The following is an 18,117-nucleotide window of genomic DNA, read 5'->3' as shown; positions in this document are numbered from 1 at the left end:
CAGCAAGGGCACCCCGACCATCGGTTCAGAGGGCAATACCACGGTCATCCCTATGGCGAGTTCAACATGGTCGTTCCGCTGGATCCCGGTGCCGCCCTGAACGGGCCGAATGGCTGGTGTTCCGGAGGCTGGACCGCCCCGGCGCCGGGCAGTCACCACTATCCGGAAGCGAAGGGTGGCGCCGTGATCGCGCTGTTCTTCCTGCCCTCCGGCCGGATTTCCTACCACGACGTGCCGCAGGAGTAGTCCATGGTACAGACAGCAATGGAATGGTCCCAGGAGGCCGTCGCGCGATGCGTCGCCACCGTCGTAACGTCTCGCCGCTCGGTTCGCGCCTTCAGGCCTGAGCCGCTTCGCCGGGAACTCATGCAGGAGATCCTGGAGGAGGCAGCGACCGCCCCGAGCGGGGCCAATATCCAGCCCTGGCGGGTGTATGTGGTCAGCGGCGCGGTCAAGGATGAACTGGCCAGCGCCCTGGTCGCCGCCTCCCGCGCCGGGACCGCACCCGCGCCCGCCCACTTCCCTGAGCCGTTGCCGGACGTGTTCCGCGCGAGACTGGCCGATTTCGGCGCGCGCTACTACGCTTCGCTCGGGATCGATCGCAGCGACACCGCGGCGCGCATGCGCCAGACCGAGCAGAACTTCTCATTCTTCGGCGCGCCGGTGGGTCTCATCTTCAGCATCGACCGCAGATTGAAGCCGCACAGCTGGATCGACATCGGCCTGTTCGCGCAGAACCTGATGATCGCCGCGAAAGCGCGTGGCATCGACACATGCCCGCAGGTTTCCTTCGCGCCGTTCCATGACGTGATCGCGGCGCATCTGCACATGCCACCGGAGGAAGTGACCGCCTTCGGCATGTCCATGGGATACGGAGACCCGCAAGCCAAGGTGAATCAAACAAGGATGCCACGGGAGCACGTGCAGGACTTCGCGCGGCTCTTCGGGTTTCCGGCCTGACCTTCCCGCAGTTCCATTCCATCGGTACGGAAGCGGCAGCCTGCGCGCATGCAGTGGCAGGCTCCTGGCACTTGGGGCCGCCCGGCACGCCTGCCGGCGGCGGCCCATAGCCTGATGCGGCGCCCGGGCAGCGCTGTGTCGCCACCCGTGCACCCTTACGAGCACCCAGCTTTTCGCACGCGGCTTCCCATGCCCGCAGGACGATTGCCCGGCAAGACCGCCGGCGCCCCCCGCCTGTCGCGCACATGGAGAGGCATATGCGCGTCAGATATGCCCATTCGTCCTCATTTTGAGGGCTGCCGGCTCGGCCATCTTTCCTACAAAATATCGTAGCATCCTCTGCCCCCTCGAAAAACGACTTGCGCACGTCGCCGATGGGTCGTACATTTGTCCCGTATATCGTAATCATATTCGATATTTCGGAGCAGATATGCCAGTCCAGATTCCCGCGGCAAGCCGCGCCATGGCCGTGTTCGAAGTCTTTGCGCGAGAAAGACGGGACTTGTCCAATTCCGAGATAGCGAAGCTGCTGGCTGTTGCCGACAGCAGTTGCTCGGACCTGTTGCACACCCTGCATTCACTCGGCTACCTGATGCGGACCACGCGCACGCGTCGCTTCTATCCGACCGGCCGCCTGTTCGAGACTGCGCGCCAGATCGCGGAACACGATCCGCTGACGCAGCGCGCGCAGGCAGCGGTACTGCGGCTGTCCCACGCCACCAGCGAGAGCGCCTTCTTCGGCGTACTCGAACCGCAGGCCGTGCGCGTCGTCGCCGTGGCACAGAGTCCCCTGCCGCTGCGCTACATCCTTGACGTTGGCGAGCGCGTCGCGCTGCATGCGTCTGCACTGGGCAAGGCCATGCTGGGCCAGCTCACCGACGATGATGCCCGCGCACGGCTGCAAGCCGCCAAGCGGCCGGCCGTGACCGCAAGCACGGTGGTGGACCTCGACCAGCTGATGGCGCAACTGACGCGCGGCCGCGACCAAGGCTGGTACGAAGCGCATGACGAAGGCACCGAAGGCGTTACCGCGCTGGCCGTTGCGGCCCGGCTGGGCGAGCGGCCGGTCGCCATCTCGGTGGCGGGGCCCGCCGAACGTATCGAAAAGCACCACGAATCCTATTTGGCGGCCCTGCGCGAAGTGCGCGATTCCCTGCTGGCCGACCATTGAATCCACACCCCCCTAAGGAGAAGACATGGACCTCGGATTGAAAGGTCGCGTGGCGGTTGTCACCGGCTCGGCACGCGGCATCGGCGCGGAAACCGCCCGAATGCTTGCGAAGGAAGGCATGGCCGTGGTGATCACGGACCTGGACCTGGATGCTGCGCGCGAGACCGCCGGCGGGATCGGGCTCGCTGGCGGGAAGGCCATTGCCGTGCAGTGCGACGTGCGCCAGGAAGACCAGGTGCGCAACATGATCGGCGCCGGCAAGGAAGCCTTCGGCAGCATCGACGTGCTGGTCAACAACGCCGGCCTGGTCAAGGACCGCACCATTCTCAAGATGGAAGAATCGGACTGGGACCTGGTGCTGGACGTCACGCTCAAGGGCGCGTTCCACACCTGTCGCGCGGCGCTGCCCTTCATGCATGAGAAGGGCTGGGGCCGGATCATCAATATCAGCTCGCGCGCGATGTTCGGCAATCCCGGGCAGGCCAACTACTCCACCGCCAAGGCGGGCATCATCGGCTTCACCCGGGCGCTGTCGCTGGAACAGGCGCGCAAGGGCGTGACGGTCAATGCCATCGCCCCGGGCTACATCGAGACCGAGTACATCAAGAGCCTGCCCAACTACGACACCATCCTGGCCAACGTGATGGCCAAGAACGCCGTGACCTTTCCGGGCCAGACCAGCGATATCGCCGGCGCGGTGGCCTTCATGGCGTCGGAGCATGCCCGCTACATCACGGGCACCACCCTGTTCGTGACCGGAGGCCGCTATGGTTGATCCCAATGTCGACATCGACGGCCTGGACGACAGCCAGCGCCTGCTGCGCGAGAACATCCGCCGCTACCTGAAGGAACACATCTCGCCGCGCATCGACCAGGCGGAGAAGGAGCGGCGCTTCCCGCAGGAAGCAATCACCGGCCTCGCCGACTTCGGCTACTTCGGTGGTTACATGAAAGAGGCCGACGGCGGCCTGGACCTCGACTACCCGACCTGGGCGGTGATGATGGAGGAAGCCGGCTACTGCTGGCTGTCCCTGCGCATCATCCTCAACACGCTGAATATCGTCGCGGGCATCATCAATGCCTATGGCACCGAGGCGCRGAAGGAATGCTTCATGCGCCCGCTGCTGCGCAACGAGCGCAAGACCTTCGTGTCGATCTCCGAGCCGGACGTTGGCTCCAACGTGGCCGAGATCAAGACCCGGGCCGACAAGCGCGGCGACCACTATGTGCTCAACGGCAGCAAGCTGTGGATCACCAACGGCATGTTCGCCGACTTCGGCATCGTGGTGGCGCGCACGTTCAGCGATACCTGCAACGGCGAGCTGTCGCTGTTCCTGGTGGAGCGCGACGTGACGCCGTACAGCGCCACGCCGGTGGAGACCATGTTCACGCGCAGCACCGGCACCGCGGCCTTCACCTTCGAGAACGCGGAGATCCCGGCCGCCAACCTGCTGGGCAAGGAAGGCCAGGGCCTGCGCCAGATCCTGATCGGCTTGAACTTCGGGCGCCTGAACGTGGCCATGGGGGCGGTGGGCGCGGCGCAATGCGCGCTGGACCTGTCGATCGACTACGCGCTGCAGCGCAAGCAGTTCGGGCGCCAGATCGGCGGCTTCCAGCTGGTGCAGAAGCACATCGTGGACATGACCATGCGCACGCAGGCCGCGCGGGCGCTGGGCTACCGCGCCGCGCGCTCGATGCAGAACGGTACGTCGCGCACGGAATGCTCGATCGCCAAGCTGTACGCCACCGAGGCCGCGTTCGAAGTCGCCAATCTGGCGTTGCAGGTACATGGCGGCATGGGCTACGCCACCGGCTACCCGATCGAGCGCATCTTCCGCGACACGCGCGGCGGCATGATCCCGGAAGGCACTACCGAAATCCAGACCCTGATCATCGGCCGCGAAATCCTGGGCATCAGCGCACTGACCTGACCCTGGCCCCCACCCAAATACGGAGACACAAGACATGACGCAGCCTGCCATCCTCGAGCAGATCGCCAATACCACGCTCTACTGGGAAGACCTGGTACCGGGCATGCAGTACAGCACCTCGTCGCGCACCATCACCGAAGCCGACGTCGCCGCCTTCGCCGCGCTGACCGGCGATTTCAACAAGGTGCACGTCGATGCCGAATACGCCAAGGGCACCATCTTCGGCCAGCGCATTGCCCACGGCATGCTGGTGGCCGCCTTCATGGCCGGCCTGACCTCGCGTTCGATTCCGAACCAGTTCTTTGAAGGTTCGCTGTTCAGCGTGCTGGAAAACCGCCTCAAGTTCCCCAAGCCCACATTCATCGGCGATACCATCCGCGTGGAAATCGAAGTGGTCGAGCAGAAGACCACCAGCCGCCCCGACCGCGGCATCATCGCCTTCCTGCGCAAGGGCATCAACCAGCGCGGCGAAGTGGTGGCGGAGATGGCAGCCACGTGCCTGTTCAAGCGCCGCACGCCGGGAGAGGCCCAATGAGCAGCCAGCCGATCTGGTTCAGCGACCTCTCGCGGCTGGTCAATCCGCGCTCGATCGTGCTGGTCGGCGCTTCCGAGAAGCCGGACAGCATCGGCGGCCGGACGCTGGAGAACCTGACCACCTTCTCCGAGTTTACGGGTGACCTGCATCTGGTCAACCCGGGCCGCGCCGAAATCCACGGCAGGCCATGCGTGGCCTCGGTCAATGACCTCAAGGAAGCGCCCGACCTGGCCATCCTGGCCGTGCGCGCCGACATGGTCATCCAGACCCTGCGCGATTGCGGCAGGCTCGGCGTCAAGTTCGCCATCGTCTTCACTTCCGGCTTCGGCGAAACCGGCGAAGACGGCCGCGCGGTGGAAGCCGAGATGCGCGAGATCGTGGCCAGCACCGGCATGCGCATCTACGGCCCCAACTGCCCGGGCCTGAACAACATGAACGCGCGGCTGGGCCTGACCTTCTCGCCGGCATGGCGCATCGACCGCCGCCCCGGCCCGATCGGCGTCGCCACGCAGGGCGGCGGCCTCGGCCGCTCGTTCATCCAGGCGATGGACCGCGGCGTGGGCGTGGGCTTGTGGTGCTCCGGTGGCAACGAGGTGGACCTGGAGGTCAGCGACTACATCCACTACATGGCCGAAGCGCCGGACATCGAGGTGATCGTCACCACGCTGGAAGGCGTGCGCAACGGCCCGCGCTTCATGGCCGCAGCGTTGCATGCCGCGCGGTGCGGCAAGCCCATCGTCGCGATCAAGGTCGGCAAGTCGGAATACGGCGCCAAGGCGGCGCAGTCGCACACCGCCGCGATTGCCGGCTCGGCGGAGATCAACAGCGCGGTGTTCAGCCAGCTCGGCATCATCGAAGTGGACGACATCGACGAGCTGATCGACGTGGCCTCGCTGCTGGCGCGGCGCAAGCCCTCCGGCAAGGAACAGCTGGCCGTGTACAGCTTCTCCGGCGGCACCGCGGCGCTGGCTTCCGACATGGTGGGACTGGCCGGGCTGAAGCTGTCGGAGTTCGCGCCGGCGACCACCGAGGCACTGCGCGCCGCCCTGCCCGGCTTCGCCGCCTTCAGCAACCCGGTGGACGTGACCGCCGAAGTGCTCGTCAATACCGAGGTCAGCTACGCCACGCTCAAGGCCACCGCCGCCGATCCCAACACCGACCTGGTGCTGGTGCCGATCCCGGTGGAGTACGGCAAGACCACGGCCATGCTGGCCGACAGCATGGTGCGCGTGCAGCTGGAGCAACCGGACACGCCGATCGTGCCGGTGTGGATGAGCGACCGCACCGGAGAAGGCCATCGCAAGATGATCGACGGCGGCCTGATGCCGATGCGCGCAGTCGGCAACGCCGTGCTCGCCATCCAGCGCTTCATTCACTACGGCCGCTGGAAAGCCCGCTTCGAGCGCGCATGGCAGCCGCTGGGCAGCGCAAGCGCTGCCGGCGCCACGGCCGCCACGGCCAACCTGTCCGAAGCGGTGACCAAGGCACTGCTGGAACGGGCCGGCATTCCGACGCCCCGTGGCGTGGTGGCGCGCACTGCTGCCGAGGCGGCCAGCGCCTTCCGCGATGTCGGCAACGGCAAGGCGGTGATGAAGATCGTCAGCGCGGACATCACGCACAAGACGGACATCGGCGGCGTGCGGCTTGGCATCGCCTCCGAAAGCGCGGCGATGGCGGCCTACGAGGAGATCCACGCCAACGGCGCGCGGGCCAGTGGCACCGCGCGGATCGAGGGCGTGCTGGTGGAGCCGATGCTGCCCGCCCCGTTCGTCGAAGCCGTGGTCGGCATCCACCGGGACCCGGTGTTCGGCCACGTCTGCACCTTCGGCCTCGGTGGCGTCAGCATCGAACTGTTCAAGGATGTCAGCCGGCGCCTGCTGCCGCTCACGCCGGACTCGGCGCGCGAGATGATCAGCGAGACCCGCTGCCACGAACTGCTCAAGGGCTATCGCGGCCAGCCGGCCTGCGACATCGACGCGCTGGTCGGCATGCTGGTCAAGCTCTCGGACTTTGTCGCCGCGCATGCCGACAAGATCGAAGAACTGGAAATCAATCCCCTTGCGGTGCGCCCGCAAGGCGAGGGAGTGGCCGCGCTGGATGCCGTTCTCTCATATCAAGGCACGGAGCCTCCCCATGGTAAAGACTGAAATCGGCTACACCACCACCGACACCATCATGGTGCGCGGCCTGAACCTCGCGACCGAGATCATCGGCAAGTTCGACTTTGTCGACATGATCTTCTTCACCACGCTGTCGCGCCTGCCGTCGCCGCGCGAGAAGGTCATGGTCAATGCACTGCTGGTGACCACGGCCGACCATGGCATCACCCCCAGCTCGCTGTCGGCCCGCCTCACCTACATTGGCGCGCCGGAAGCCCTGCAGGGTGCGGTGGCCACGGGCCTGCTCGGCGCGGGCAGCGTGTTCCTCGGCCCCATGCAGAACGCGGCCGAGATGCTCAACGAAGGCGCCAGCGCGCTGGCGGACGATGCCCCGGACGAGCAAGTGCGCGAAGCCGCCCGCGCGCTGGTCCGCCTCCACAAGGAGCGCCGCCAGCAGATCTTCGGCGTCGGCCACCCCATCCATGTYGATGGCGACCCGCGCGTGCCCGCGCTGCGCGAGCTGTCGCGCGAGCACGGCTACTACGGCCGGCACTGGCGCCTGATGGAAGCCATCGTCGACGTGCTGGTGAAGGAGCAGCACCGCAAGCTGCCGATGAACGTAGTGGGCGCGATCGGCGCGATCGTGGCGGCGATGGGGCTGGATCCGCTGATCGCGCGCGGCCTGGCGCTGGTGGGCCGCTCGGCCGGCCTGCTGGCCCATGTGCTCGAAGAGAAGACACAACCGATGGCACGCGAGGCGTGGCAGCTCGTCCTGAAAGACGACCCGCGCAACGTGCTGCCCTGAGCAGCGGCCCCGGCCGTCGCAAGCAAAGGAAGAGACGATGCAGAAACTGACCGAAGAGCGGCGCATGATCCAGGACGCCGCGCGCCAGTTCACGATGGAGCGCGTGCTGCCCATCGCCAACAAGCTGGACCCCGAAAAGGGCCAGATCCCGCGCGAACTGATCGACGAGATGGCCGAGCTTGGCTACTTCGGCATCCTGATTCCCGAAGAATACGGCGGCCTGGGGCTGGGCGCCTACGAGTACTGCCTGGTGGCCGAGCAGCTGTCGCGCGGCTGGATGAGCGTGGGCAGCCTGATCGCGCGTGGCAATGGGCTGATCGGCGCGCTGAAGGGGCTGTCGCCGCAGAAGAAGGCCGAGTACCTGCCGCGCATGGCGCGCGGCGAGTTCCTGGGCGCATTCTCGCTGTCCGAGCCCAACGCCGGCTCCGACATCGCCAATATCACCTGCCGCGCGGTGCGCGACGGCGACGACTGGGTCATCACCGGCAGCAAGTACTGGTGCACCTTTGCCGACGAAGCCGACTTCATCCTCGTGATCTGCCGCACCGACCCGGTCATGGACCCGAAGGCGCGCCACAAGGGCCTCTCTGCCTTCATGGTGGAAAAGCCGCGCGGCGCGCTGCCGGAGAACGTCAAGGGCAGCATCATCCCCAAGATCGGCTACCACGGCTGGACGACGTGGGAACTGGCCTTCGACGGCTGCCGCGTGCCGCATGCCAAGATGGTGGGCGAGCAAGGCAAGGCCTTCTACCTCGCCACCGCCGGCCTGGAGACGGCCCGTGCCCATACCGCCGCGCGCTCCATCGGCCTGGCGCAGGGCAGCCTGGAAGATGCGGTCCGGTACGCGCAGGACCGCGCGCAGTTCGGCAACCCCATCGCCAGTTTCCAGGCCATCCGCTTCAAGCTGGCCGACATGGCCACGCAGGTCGAAGCCGCGCGCGCCCTGCTCTACGCTGTGTGCGAGAAGATCGACGAGGGCGAGCGCGCGGACACGGAAGCGTCGATGGTCAAGCTGTTCGCCAGCGAGATGTGCGAGCGCGTCACCAGCGAGGGCCTGCAGGTCCACGGCGGCGCGGGCTACACCACGCACTTCGCGGCGGAGCGCTACTGGCGCGACGCGCGCCTGACCAAGATCTTCGAAGGCACCTCCGAGATCCAGATGCGCATCATCTCCGATGCCATGCTGGGCAAGCTCGCCACCTGACCCGGGAGCCCTTCGTGCCAATACAAGCCAACTCCGCGGGTGCCCTTGCCGGCCTGCGCGTGATCGATCTCACGCAGATGCTGGCGGGGCCTTTCTGTACCCAGATCCTGGCCGACCACGGCGCCGACGTGATCAAGGTCGAGGCCATGACCGGCGACGGCACGCGCGTGACCGGCCCTTTCTGCGCCGACGATACGCTGCGTGACTTCGGCGGCTATTTCCAGAGCGTCAACCGCAACAAGCGCTCGATTGCGCTGGACCTGAAGACCGACAGCGGGCGCGAGATCCTGCTCCGGCTGATCGACGAAGCCGACGTGGTGGTGGAAAACTTCCGCACCGGCGTGATGGAACGCCTCGGCCTTTCCTACGAAAGCCTGCGCCGGACCAACCCGCGCCTGGTCTACGGCACCGTGCGCGGCTTCGGCGATCCGCGCAGCGGCGCCAGCCCCTATGCCCAATGGCCGGCGTATGACGTGGTTTCGCAGGCCATGGGCGGGATGATGGGCATCACCGGCCCGGACCGCGACACGCCGACCAAGATCGGCCCCGGCGTGGGCGATACCGTGCCGGCGCTGATGCTGTGCATCGGCATCCTGGCGGCCGTCAGCCGGGCCCGCGAAACCGGCCAGGGCCAGTTCGTCGACGTGGCGATGACCGATGCCGTGCTGGCCATGTGCGAGCGCATCGTCTACCAGGCGTCCTATACCGGCGCGGTGCCGGCGCCGGAAGGCAACCGCCATCCGCTGCTGTGCCCGTTCGGCCTGTTCCGCGCCGCCGACGGCCATGTATCGGTCGCCTGCGCCACCGACACCTTCTGGCAGAAGCTGGCCATCGCCATCGGCCGTCCCGACATGGCCACCGACGACGCCTTCGCAACGAATGCCGCGCGCGTGCAGCGCCAGCAGCAGGTCATCGACGCGATCGAGGCCTTTACCGCGGTGCGCAGCAAGGCGGAAATCGCGGCCGCGCTGGGCGGAAAAGTGCCCTTCGGACCGGTCTACAACTCGGCCGAGATCTTCGCCGACCCGCACTACGCGGTGCGGGAGATGCTGGTGGAGGTCGAACAGCCCGGCTCGGCCACCCCGGTGAAGATCGCCGGCGTGCCGATCAAGCTGAGCGAGACCCCGGGCGCGGTGCGCCGGCGGGCACCGCTGCTGGGCGAGCATACCGACGAGGTGCTGGGTTCGGCCGGATATGCCGAAGAAGAGATCCATCGCTTGCGCCAGGGGGGCGTGGTGCGATAGCGCGGCGTGGTAGGCTTCCGACGCCTTACGAAATTTCGTATAGTACTGTCGATACCCGAACTCCAGCCTCCCTATCCATGCCTACCCTGATCCCAGCCGCCGGCCGTGCCATGGCTGTCTTCGAAGTCTTCGCGCGCGAGCGGCGCGAGTTGTCCAATTCGGACATGGCGCGCCTGCTGTCCTTGCCGGAAAGCAGCACGTCGGACCTGCTGCATACGCTGCACTCGCTCGGCTACCTGATGCGCACGACGCGCAGCCGGCGCTTCTATCCGAGCGGACGCCTGTTCGACGTCGCGCGCCAGATCGCCGAGAACGATCCGCTCAGCACCGTTGCCCAGGAGGCCGTGGAACAGGTGGGCGGGAAGACCAACGAAAGCGTCTACTTCGGCGTGCTCGACACCGCGGCGGTCAAGGTCGTTGCCGTCCAGCCCAGCCGGCAGCCGCTGCGCTACATCATCGAAGTCGGTTCGCGGGCCGCGCTGCATGCGTCCGCGCTGGGCAAGGGGCTGCTGAGCCTGCTCCCGCCCGAGGAAGCGCGCGCCATGCTGGCCAACAGCAACCTGCGCCCGCTGACCGAGCACACCGTTGTCGACATCGACACGCTGATGGCGCAGGTTGCCCGCGGCGCCAGGCGCGGCTGGCATGAAGCGCGCGAGGAAGGCAGCGAGGGCGTCTATGGGCTGGCGGTGACCGGCCTGCTGGGCGGGCAACCGGCGGGCATCTCGCTGGCAGGCCCGGCGGATCGCATGAAGAAAAACCACGATGCCTATCTGGCCGCGCTGATGGAGGTGCGCGATGCATTGATGGAGAACGCATAGCCGTCTTCCGACGCCACGGCACCCTGACGCGATACAGGCGGTGTATTGCGCGACATACCGAAAGTATTTTTCACATCGCCCCGCTGTCCGTAGCATCGAATGGAACCCCCTTGCGGAGCGCGTCRCTCCGGCAGGAACGATCCCAGACATTTTTATTCGATCCTCCTATGAACAGCTTCCTGGACCTCAAGCGCGAAGGCGCCGTTGCACTGATCACCATGAACCGCCCGGAAACGCGCAATGCGATTTCGGACGACGATGCCGTACAGGCCGTGGTGGAGATGTGCGAGACGCTCAATCGGGACATGTCTGTCCGCGCCGCGATCCTGACCGGCGCGGGCCCGGCGTTTTCTTCCGGCGGCAATCTCAAGACCCTGCGCGACAAGATGGGCAGCGGACTGGGCGAGCCCATCCGCTCCCGCCAGGCCTACCGCGACGGCATCCAGCGCGTGCCGCTGGCGCTGGCCGGCCTGGAGGTGCCGATCATCGCGGCCGTCAACGGACCGGCCCTTGGCGCGGGCAATGATCTTGCCTGCCTCTGCGATATCCGCATTGCTTCGCAGCAGGCGGTGTTCGCGGCCACCTTCGTCAAGCTGGGGCTCATTCCCGGCGATGGTGGCGCCTGGCTGCTGCCTCGTGTGATCGGCATGTCGCGCGCTTGCGAGCTGGCCTTTACCGGCGACACCATTGACGCCCGCCAGGCACTGGACTGGGGGCTCGTCTCGCAGGTGGTGCCGGCCGATGCGCTAGTGCAGACCGCGATGGAACTGGCCCAGCGCATCGCCCGCAACTCCGGCCATGCGCTGCGCATGACCAAGCGCCTGCTGCGCGAATCCATCCACGCACGGATGGACACCATCCTGGAGATGTCGGCTGGCTTCCAGGCCCTGGCGCATCACACGGCCGAACACGAAGCCGCGCTGGACGCTTTCCTGCAGCGGCGCGCCTGACAGGCAGCCCCCCGCCCCCGGGGACCGGTCACCGGCAGGCAATACGCCGCCGGGAAGATAACTTCCAAGGAGACAACATGGCATTTCCCACTCTGAAGCGGTGCCTGGTCGCGACATCGCTGGCGCTGACCGTGATGCCGGCCACCGCGCAGTCCGACTTCCCGACCCATCCCGTGAAGGTCATCGTCTCGCTGCCGCCGGGCAGCGGCGCGGACACCACGGCACGCTTCATTTCGCAGCACCTGGGCGAGAAGTTCAAGCAGCCCTTCGTGGTAGAGAACCGCCCTGGCGCCAACAGCTTCATCGGCGCGCGCGCGGTGGCCGAGGCCGCACCGGATGGCTACACCCTGTTCGTTGGCAGCAATTCGTCGATGGTGACCAATGTGGCTGTGTTCAGGACCCTGCCCTATGACCCGGTCAAGGATTTCGTCGCGGTCGAACGTATCGCGCGCTTTGCCATGGTGGTCGTGGTGCCGGCCAACTCGCCCTACAAGACGCTCGACAACCTTGTGGAAGCGGCTCGCAAGGCGCCTGGCAAGCTCAACTATGCCAGCGGCAGCGCGGGCTACCAGGTTGCCGTGGAGCTCTTCCATGAGCGCTTCCGCATGAAGGGCAATCCGATCACCTACAAGGGCACCGCACCGGCCATGACGGACGTCGCCGCCGGCAACGTCGACTATTCGATCGGCGAGATCAGCGCGGTGCTGCCGCTGATCCGCGGTGGCCGCCTCCGTGCGCTGGCCGTCACTGACACGCAGCGCCTGAAGGAGCTGCCGCAGGTGCCCACCGTCGCCGAAAGCGGCGCACCGGGTTTCGAGGTATTTGCCTGGACCGGCGTCTTTGCACCGGCCAAGGTGCCCGAGAAGATCGTCAAGGCGCTCTCCGATGCCGTTCGCGAAACCATGCAGCAGCGCGACAGCGTGAAATTCATCGAGAACCTTGGCGGCAGCGTGTACTCCGGCGGGCCGCAGCAACTCAGGCAGTTCCAGCTGGCGGAAATCCAGCGCACCCGCGAGATCGTCAAGACCGCCGGGATTCCGGTGGAGTGAGACTCCCTGGGCGCCAGCCGCAACACAACTACCGCAAAAGGAACACGATGGGCCCTCTCGCAGGCATGAAGATCATCGAACTGGCCGGCATCGGCCCCGGCCCCATGGCGGGCATGCTGCTGGCCGACATGGGCGCCGAGGTGCTGCGCATCGAGCGCCCCGGCGACGCCGACCTCGGCGTCAAGCGCGAGCGTCGCTTCGACCTGATGCTGCGCAACCGCAAGTCGATCGCGCTCGACCTGAAGGATCCGCAGGCCGTCGCCATCGTGCTGGACCTGGCGGAGAAAGCCGACGCGCTGATCGAAGGCTTCCGCCCCGGCGTCACGGAACGCCTCGGCCTGGGACCGGCGGACTGCCTGGCGCGCAATCCGCGCCTGGTCTACGGCCGCGTCACCGGATGGGGCCAGACCGGCCCGCTGGCGCACACCGCCGGCCATGACATCAACTACATCTCGCTGACGGGCGCCCTGAACGCCATCGGCGGGCGTGGCCAGGCGCCCGCGATTCCGCCGGCCTATCTCGGCGACTTCGCCGGCGGCGCGATGTTCCTGGTCACGGGCGTGCTGGCGGCGCTGATCGAAGCCGGCAAGTCGGGACAGGGACAGGTGGTCGATGCCGCCATCGTCGATGGCACCGCGGCGCTGGGAACCGTCTTCTATGGCATGACCGCCGCCGGCCAGTGGCAACAGGCGCGCGGCACCAATGTGCTCGATTCCGGCGCGCACTACTACAACGTCTACCGCTGCAAGGACGGGCGCTGGATCTCGGTCGGGCCGATCGAGGCGCGCTTCTACCGCGACTTGCTCGAACGCATCGGCATCGACCCCGCCAGCCTGGGCGAGCAACTCGATGCGCACGGCTGGGAAGCCGCGCGCGAACGGCTGGCCGCGGTGTTCGGGACCCGCACGCGGGACGAGTGGTGCCAGATGCTGGAGGGGACCGATGCCTGCTTCGCGCCCGTGCTCGATTTCACCGAAGCGCCGCAGCACGCCCACCTGAAGGCGCGCGAGACCTTCGTCGAGGTGGATGGCATTGCCCAGCCCGCCCCGGCGCCGCGCTTCAGCCGCACGCCGAGCGCCCCGCCCACGGCCCCGCGCGCGCCGGATGCGCGCCGCTACGATGAAGTGCTGGCCGGCTGGCTGCCGCCGGCAGCGATCGAACAGGTGCAGGCGCTCGCCACCGGCACCTGAGCCGCGCACGGGGCAATGCCGGATTGCGCATTGCCCCGCCTTCGCGCATAGTTGGCCGCGCGGCGATGGTGCCGCGCCCCACCCGTCTCATCGCATGGACCTCCGACAGATCAAACAGGCGCTGGTGCTGAGCGAAACGCTCAATTTCCACCGTGCCGCCGAGCGGCTGCACATGGCGCAGCCGCCCCTGTCCACCGCCATCCGCAAGCTGGAAGAAGAACTCGGGGTGACCCTGTTCGAGCGCCTGCCATCCGGCCTGCGCCTGACACCCGTGGGTGAAACCGTGCTACGCCAGATGCGCAACACGCTCTTTTTCGCCGACGAGATTCGCCGTGCCGCCAGCGAGGGCGAGCGTGGCGAGCAGGGCAAGCTGCGCGTGGGCTTCGTCGGCTCCGCGGTGTACTCGCTGATGCCACGGCTGATCCGCACCTTCCGCCTGCGGTATCCGCGCGTCGACCTGGTGATCGAGGAATCCACCACCGTCGAGCTGCTGCGCCGGCTGGACGAACACTCGCTGGACGTGGCGCTGGTGCGCTACCCCGTCCTGGAGCGAACCGGCGCCAGCGTATTGCTGCTGCAGCCCRACCCGATGGTGCTTGCCGTCAGCGCAGACTCGCCGCTGGCCGCGTGCGAAGCGGTGAGTCTGGCGGAGCTCGGCGCCACCCCGTTTATCGTGTATTCGCGGACCTTCGTGCCGGCCATGTATTCGATGACGATGATGGCCTTCCATGAAGCGGGCATCCAGCCTCCTATCGCACAGGAGGCAGTGCAGGTGCCATCGATCCTGGCACTGGTGGAAAGCGGCCTGGGCGTGGCACTGGTTCCCGCCGCGGCAGCCAGGCAGGCCGGCGACGGAGTGAAGCTGGTTCAGCTGACCGGCATGCCGCCCAGGCTGAACCTCGGGATTGCGCTGGTGACGCTGCCGGATACCGTCAACGCCACCACGCGCAACTTCGTTGCCATTGCGCGCGAGATCATGCCCGAGCCGCCCGATGCGCATGCGCCGGGCGAGTCCTGATCCTTGCCTTTATTCCGCCTGCGGCACGATCGCGGCGCCGTAGGCCGGATCGGCGAAGAACGCATCGCCGCACTGGACAGACGCATCGAGGTTGCTGGCCGCCTGTGCCGGCAGGTCGCAGGGATTGCGCGCGGCACCGGGGTAGGCGAAGTGCCGGGCATGCCGGGTGTGACGGGCGTGCCGGGCGTGAGGGCCCGGCACCGCCCGGAGCCGGCGCTCAGCTCGCCAGGTGATACCCGCCGTTTACGCCAAGGTGCTGGCCAAGAATGTACGACGACGCGTCGGACAGCAGGAAGCAGATCGGCTGCGCCACTTCCTCGGGCTGCGCCCAGCGGCCCATCGGGATCATCGACAGGATGCCATCGCGGAAGCGGTCGCCACGAATGGTCTCGGTCATCGGCGTTTCCACCACGCCCAGGCAGACCGAATTGGTACGCACGCCGTACTTGCCCCATTCGCGCGCGGCGCTCATGGTCATGCCCAGCATGCCGGCCTTGGCGCTGGCATAGTTGATCTGGCCGATCGAGCCGCGGCGCCCGGCTTCGGACGAGATATTGACGATCGATCCCTTGACGCTCTCTCCCTTCTTGGCGCGTTCCACCAGGTGCGCGCCCACCGCCTGCAGCCACAGGAAGGAGCCGGTCAGGTGGCAGTCGATGACCTCGTTCCAGGTCGACAGCGTCATGTTCTCGATCATCGCCGCGCGCACGATGCCGGCGCAGTTGACCAGCCCGTCCACCTTGCCGAAGTGCGACAACGCGTGCTCCATCGACGACGCGACGAAGTCGGCGTCCGACACGCTGCCCGCGTAGGCAACCGTATGGTCAGGGTAGCGCGCGCTGATCTCCTGCAGCGCCTCGCGCTTCATGTCGACCAGGCCGACCTTCGCGCCAAGCTGCAGTGCCAGTTCGGCCGTGGCCTTGCCCACGCCTTGCGCGGCGCCGGTGACGATGATGACTTTCCCTTTCAGGGACATGAGATCCGACATGGTGTTCTCCTCGATTTCCAACAGGTTCAATGGTGCCGGCGGCCTTCCAGGCAGCCGAGATGGTATTGGGTGTCGCCGTGCAGCTGGTCCAGCACCAGCACGCGGCGCAGGTAGTGCCCGACGGCGTATTCCTCGGTCATGCCGATGCCGCCATGCATCTGGATGGCTTCCTGCGTGACCTGGCGTGCCGCCTGGCCGATATAGGCCTTGGCGGCATGCGCCTGCTCCGCGCCCGTGGCCAGGTCGTTGCGACCGGCCAGCGCCAGGGCCAGCGAAAGCGACAGGCTGCGGCTCTGCTCCAGCGCCACCAGCATGTCCACCGCGCGGTGCTGCAATGCCTGGTTCGAGCCGATCAGCTTGCCGAACTGCTTGCGCGTCCTGAGATAGTCGACCGTCAGCGCATACGCGCCTTGCATGGCACCGACCATTTCGGCGCAGGCAGCGTTGATGCCAGGCGCCAGTACCCGATCGATGACGGCACTGCCGGCGTCGGCGTCGAGCAGTTCGGCATGGGCGCCATCGAGCCGCACGTCGGCAGCCGGCGTGCCGTCGATCAGGCGGTAGCCGTCGCGCTGCACCCAGCCTTCCACGCCGGCGGCAGCTTGCACGGCCACGCGTCCCGGTACGGCCTCGCCGTGGGCCCACGCCACCTTCAGCTCGCCTTGGGCGATGCGGGGCAGCAGCCGGGCCTTTTGCGCACCGGACCCTGCCGCGGCAAGCGCGGCGGCCGCCATCACAGCGGTCCCGTGGTACGGCTCCAGCGACAGACAGCTTCCCAGTTCCCGCRAGACCAGCATCTGGTCGACCGCATCGCCGCCGAAGCCACCGAATTCCTCGGGAATCGCCGCACCCAGCACGCCAAGGTCCGCCAGCGAGCGCCAGGCCCGGGCGCCGTGCCCGTCATCGTGTGCCACGTACTGCTGGCGCTTTTCGAAGGAATACTCGCGGCCCAGCAGCCGCGTCAGGCTGTCCAGCAACTGCTGCTGGACGTCGTTCCGTTGCAGGTTCATCGCAGATCCAGGACAGTGGCGGAAAGAATGTTCTTCTGCACCTCGGTGCTGCCGCCGAAGATCGAGACGGCACGCGAGTACAGGAAGGACCTGGCAAGCGTGCCGGTGTCCGCGCGCAAGGCGTCGGTGCCGCTCATGAGGCAGATCACGTCGGTGATGGCCTGGAAGATCTCGCTGCCGCGCACTTTCAGCATCGGCGACAGCTTCATGTCGGCGTGGCCGCCGTGCATGCGGAACTGGGTCACCTCCAGCGCGTGCAGATCTGCCTCGATCATCGCGATACGGCCTCGCCATGGCGCCAGCATCCCGGCTGGCCGGCCTTCGGCTTGCAGGCGCGCCAGCAGGTCCCTGGCATAGGCCACGCGCTCCTTGCTGCGGCCGATGCCGGCAATATAGGCGCGCTCATGGCCGAGCAGGAACTTGGCATAGTCCCAGCCCTTGTTCTCCTCACCGACCAGGTTCCCGGCCGGCACCAGCACGTTGTCGAAGAACACTTCGTTCAGGCTGTGGCGGCCGTCGATGCTGATGATGGGCCGCACGGTGATGCCGGGCGACTTCAGGTCGACCAGGATGAAGGAGATGCCGGCCTGCGGCTTGGCGGCGTCCGGGTCGGTGCGCACCAGGCAGAAGATCCAGTCCGAGTAGTGCGCCTGGCTGGTCCAGATCTTCTGGCCATTGACCAGGTAGCCGTCCGCCGTGCGCTCGGCGCGCGTCTTCAGCGAGGCCAGGTCCGAACCGGAGCCCGGCTCCGAGAAGCCCTGGCAGACCTGGATGTCGGCGTTCAGCAGCCTGGGCAGGAAGTACTCGCGCTGCGCGTCGCTTCCGAAGTGGACCAGCACCGGGCCCAGCATGGTGATATTGAAGATATGCGGCGGCGGCACCGGTGCGCAGGCGCATTCGTCGGCGAAGATCTGCTGCTGCGCTGCGTCCCAGCCTGCACCGCCAAAGGCCGTTGGCCATGCGGGCGCGCCCCAGCCGCGCGCGTTCAGCCTGCGCTGCCACAGTTCGGTGTCCGCCTTGGAGGCGAAGCCGCCCGCCCGCAGGCGCTGGCGCATGTCGTCGGGCAGGTTCTCGGCGATAAAGTCGCGGATCTCCTGCCGGAACGCCTTGTGTTGCTCGGAATAGAGCAGGTCCATGGTTGTCCT

Annotated in this window: 19 protein-coding genes; 15 read left to right on the top strand and 4 right to left on the bottom strand. The window is 67.1% G+C overall.

All coding sequences use genetic code 11. The features are described 5' to 3' along the window. The 15 genes from AC1DO7_RS09550 to AC1DO7_RS09480 all read left to right on the top strand — a co-directional run. Positions 1 to 246: 4-hydroxylaminobenzoate lyase (locus AC1DO7_RS09550; protein WP_477116038.1), on the top strand; the 246-nt coding region annotated here is incomplete at its 5' end. Positions 247 to 249: 3 nt separating this feature from the next. After that, positions 250 to 960, top strand: coding sequence for a nitroreductase (locus AC1DO7_RS09545; RefSeq protein WP_441613546.1), 711 nt, complete (start codon positions 250 to 252; stop codon positions 958 to 960). A gap of 430 nt (positions 961 to 1,390) precedes the next feature. Continuing rightward, positions 1,391 to 2,131 carry an IclR family transcriptional regulator gene (locus AC1DO7_RS09540; protein ID WP_441613545.1) on the top strand — a complete coding sequence of 247 codons (741 nt, stop codon included), beginning with the start codon at positions 1,391 to 1,393 and terminating at the stop codon, positions 2,129 to 2,131. Positions 2,132 to 2,156: 25 nt separating this feature from the next. After that, positions 2,157 to 2,906: an SDR family NAD(P)-dependent oxidoreductase gene (locus AC1DO7_RS09535; RefSeq protein WP_441613544.1), complete on the top strand. Its 750-nt coding sequence runs from the start codon at positions 2,157 to 2,159 to the stop codon at positions 2,904 to 2,906. Continuing rightward, positions 2,899 to 4,062 (top strand): acyl-CoA dehydrogenase family protein, encoded by a 1,164-nt coding sequence (locus tag AC1DO7_RS09530; protein WP_477116037.1) that lies wholly within the window; start codon positions 2,899 to 2,901, stop codon positions 4,060 to 4,062. Before AC1DO7_RS09535 ends, AC1DO7_RS09530 begins: the two co-directional genes overlap by 8 nt. 34 nt (positions 4,063 to 4,096) lie before the next feature. Continuing rightward, positions 4,097 to 4,597, top strand: a complete 501-nt coding sequence (locus AC1DO7_RS09525) for a MaoC family dehydratase (RefSeq protein WP_441643426.1) — start codon at positions 4,097 to 4,099, stop codon at positions 4,595 to 4,597. After that, positions 4,594 to 6,744 carry an acetate--CoA ligase family protein gene (locus AC1DO7_RS09520; RefSeq protein WP_441613541.1) on the top strand — a complete coding sequence of 717 codons (2,151 nt, stop codon included), beginning with the start codon at positions 4,594 to 4,596 and terminating at the stop codon, positions 6,742 to 6,744. Before AC1DO7_RS09525 ends, AC1DO7_RS09520 begins: the two co-directional genes overlap by 4 nt. Continuing rightward, entirely contained in the window at positions 6,731 to 7,501 is a 771-nt protein-coding gene (locus AC1DO7_RS09515) for a citryl-CoA lyase (RefSeq protein ID WP_441613540.1), read from the top strand. The genes AC1DO7_RS09520 and AC1DO7_RS09515 overlap by 14 nt, the downstream gene beginning before the upstream one ends. Positions 7,502 to 7,538: 37 nt before the next feature. After that, a complete protein-coding gene (locus AC1DO7_RS09510; protein WP_441613539.1) occupies positions 7,539 to 8,705 on the top strand; it encodes an acyl-CoA dehydrogenase family protein in 1,167 nt (388 codons plus the stop codon). Between the two features lie 77 nt (positions 8,706 to 8,782). Further along, positions 8,783 to 9,949: a CaiB/BaiF CoA transferase family protein gene (locus AC1DO7_RS09505; protein WP_441613578.1), complete on the top strand. Its 1,167-nt coding sequence runs from the start codon at positions 8,783 to 8,785 to the stop codon at positions 9,947 to 9,949. A 77-nt stretch (positions 9,950 to 10,026) separates the two neighbouring features. Continuing rightward, entirely contained in the window at positions 10,027 to 10,767 is a 741-nt protein-coding gene (locus tag AC1DO7_RS09500) for an IclR family transcriptional regulator (RefSeq protein WP_441613538.1), read from the top strand. 167 nt (positions 10,768 to 10,934) lie between these two features. Beyond that, complete coding sequence (locus AC1DO7_RS09495; protein ID WP_441613537.1) at positions 10,935 to 11,717, top strand: crotonase/enoyl-CoA hydratase family protein; 783 nt, start codon at positions 10,935 to 10,937, stop codon at positions 11,715 to 11,717. A gap of 77 nt (positions 11,718 to 11,794) precedes the next feature. Then, positions 11,795 to 12,766, top strand: a complete 972-nt coding sequence (locus tag AC1DO7_RS09490; RefSeq protein ID WP_441613536.1) for a Bug family tripartite tricarboxylate transporter substrate binding protein — start codon at positions 11,795 to 11,797, stop codon at positions 12,764 to 12,766. Between the two features lie 47 nt (positions 12,767 to 12,813). Beyond that, positions 12,814 to 13,956: a CaiB/BaiF CoA transferase family protein gene (locus tag AC1DO7_RS09485; RefSeq protein WP_441613535.1), complete on the top strand. Its 1,143-nt coding sequence runs from the start codon at positions 12,814 to 12,816 to the stop codon at positions 13,954 to 13,956. A 94-nt stretch (positions 13,957 to 14,050) separates the two neighbouring features. Then, a complete protein-coding gene (locus AC1DO7_RS09480; RefSeq protein ID WP_477116036.1) occupies positions 14,051 to 14,974 on the top strand; it encodes a LysR family transcriptional regulator in 924 nt (307 codons plus the stop codon). 9 nt (positions 14,975 to 14,983) lie between these two features. On the opposite strand, the gene AC1DO7_RS09475 is transcribed toward AC1DO7_RS09480, so the two are convergent. Genes AC1DO7_RS09475 through AC1DO7_RS09460 form a run of 4 tightly spaced genes read right to left on the bottom strand, consistent with a single transcriptional unit; the run spans position 14,984 to position 18,108 of the window. Beyond that, on the bottom strand, positions 14,984 to 15,175 hold the full coding sequence (locus tag AC1DO7_RS09475) for a hypothetical protein (protein ID WP_441613533.1): 192 nt from the start codon (positions 15,173 to 15,175) through the stop codon (positions 14,984 to 14,986). Between the two features lie 16 nt (positions 15,176 to 15,191). After that, positions 15,192 to 15,962: an SDR family NAD(P)-dependent oxidoreductase gene (locus AC1DO7_RS09470; RefSeq protein WP_441613532.1), complete on the bottom strand. Its 771-nt coding sequence runs from the start codon at positions 15,960 to 15,962 to the stop codon at positions 15,192 to 15,194. Positions 15,963 to 15,988: 26 nt separating this feature from the next. Next, entirely contained in the window at positions 15,989 to 16,972 is a 984-nt protein-coding gene (locus tag AC1DO7_RS09465) for an acyl-CoA dehydrogenase family protein (RefSeq protein WP_477116035.1), read from the bottom strand. Then, the gene (locus tag AC1DO7_RS09460; RefSeq protein ID WP_441613530.1) at positions 16,969 to 18,108 is read right to left on the bottom strand and encodes an acyl-CoA dehydrogenase family protein; all 1,140 of its coding nucleotides are present in this window, start codon (positions 18,106 to 18,108) and stop codon (positions 16,969 to 16,971) included. The genes AC1DO7_RS09465 and AC1DO7_RS09460 overlap by 4 nt, the downstream gene beginning before the upstream one ends. Positions 18,109 to 18,117: the final 9 nt, after the last annotated feature.

The sequence above is a fragment of the Cupriavidus sp. 05N40 genome, assembly GCF_056397305.1.
Note: the sequence above shows the minus strand (reverse complement) of the source record. Positions and strands in the feature narration are given on the sequence as shown.

Excerpts from the sequence above, each read along its gene's own strand:
- AC1DO7_RS09545 (WP_441613546.1), top strand. The coding sequence starts at position 250 with ATGGTACAGACAGCAATGGAATGGTCCCAGGAGGCCGTCGCGCGATGC.
- AC1DO7_RS09540 (WP_441613545.1), top strand. The coding sequence starts at position 1,391 with ATGCCAGTCCAGATTCCCGCGGCAAGCCGCGCCATGGCCGTGTTCGAA.
- AC1DO7_RS09535 (WP_441613544.1), top strand. The coding sequence starts at position 2,157 with ATGGACCTCGGATTGAAAGGTCGCGTGGCGGTTGTCACCGGCTCGGCA.
- AC1DO7_RS09525 (WP_441643426.1), top strand. The coding sequence starts at position 4,097 with ATGACGCAGCCTGCCATCCTCGAGCAGATCGCCAATACCACGCTCTAC.
- AC1DO7_RS09520 (WP_441613541.1), top strand. The coding sequence starts at position 4,594 with ATGAGCAGCCAGCCGATCTGGTTCAGCGACCTCTCGCGGCTGGTCAAT.
- AC1DO7_RS09510 (WP_441613539.1), top strand. The coding sequence starts at position 7,539 with ATGCAGAAACTGACCGAAGAGCGGCGCATGATCCAGGACGCCGCGCGC.
- AC1DO7_RS09505 (WP_441613578.1), top strand. The coding sequence starts at position 8,783 with ATGCTGGCGGGGCCTTTCTGTACCCAGATCCTGGCCGACCACGGCGCC.
- AC1DO7_RS09500 (WP_441613538.1), top strand. The coding sequence starts at position 10,027 with ATGCCTACCCTGATCCCAGCCGCCGGCCGTGCCATGGCTGTCTTCGAA.
- AC1DO7_RS09495 (WP_441613537.1), top strand. The coding sequence starts at position 10,935 with ATGAACAGCTTCCTGGACCTCAAGCGCGAAGGCGCCGTTGCACTGATC.
- AC1DO7_RS09490 (WP_441613536.1), top strand. The coding sequence starts at position 11,795 with ATGGCATTTCCCACTCTGAAGCGGTGCCTGGTCGCGACATCGCTGGCG.
- AC1DO7_RS09485 (WP_441613535.1), top strand. The coding sequence starts at position 12,814 with ATGGGCCCTCTCGCAGGCATGAAGATCATCGAACTGGCCGGCATCGGC.
- AC1DO7_RS09470 (WP_441613532.1), bottom strand. The coding sequence starts at position 15,962 with ATGTCGGATCTCATGTCCCTGAAAGGGAAAGTCATCATCGTCACCGGC.
- AC1DO7_RS09460 (WP_441613530.1), bottom strand. The coding sequence starts at position 18,108 with ATGGACCTGCTCTATTCCGAGCAACACAAGGCGTTCCGGCAGGAGATC.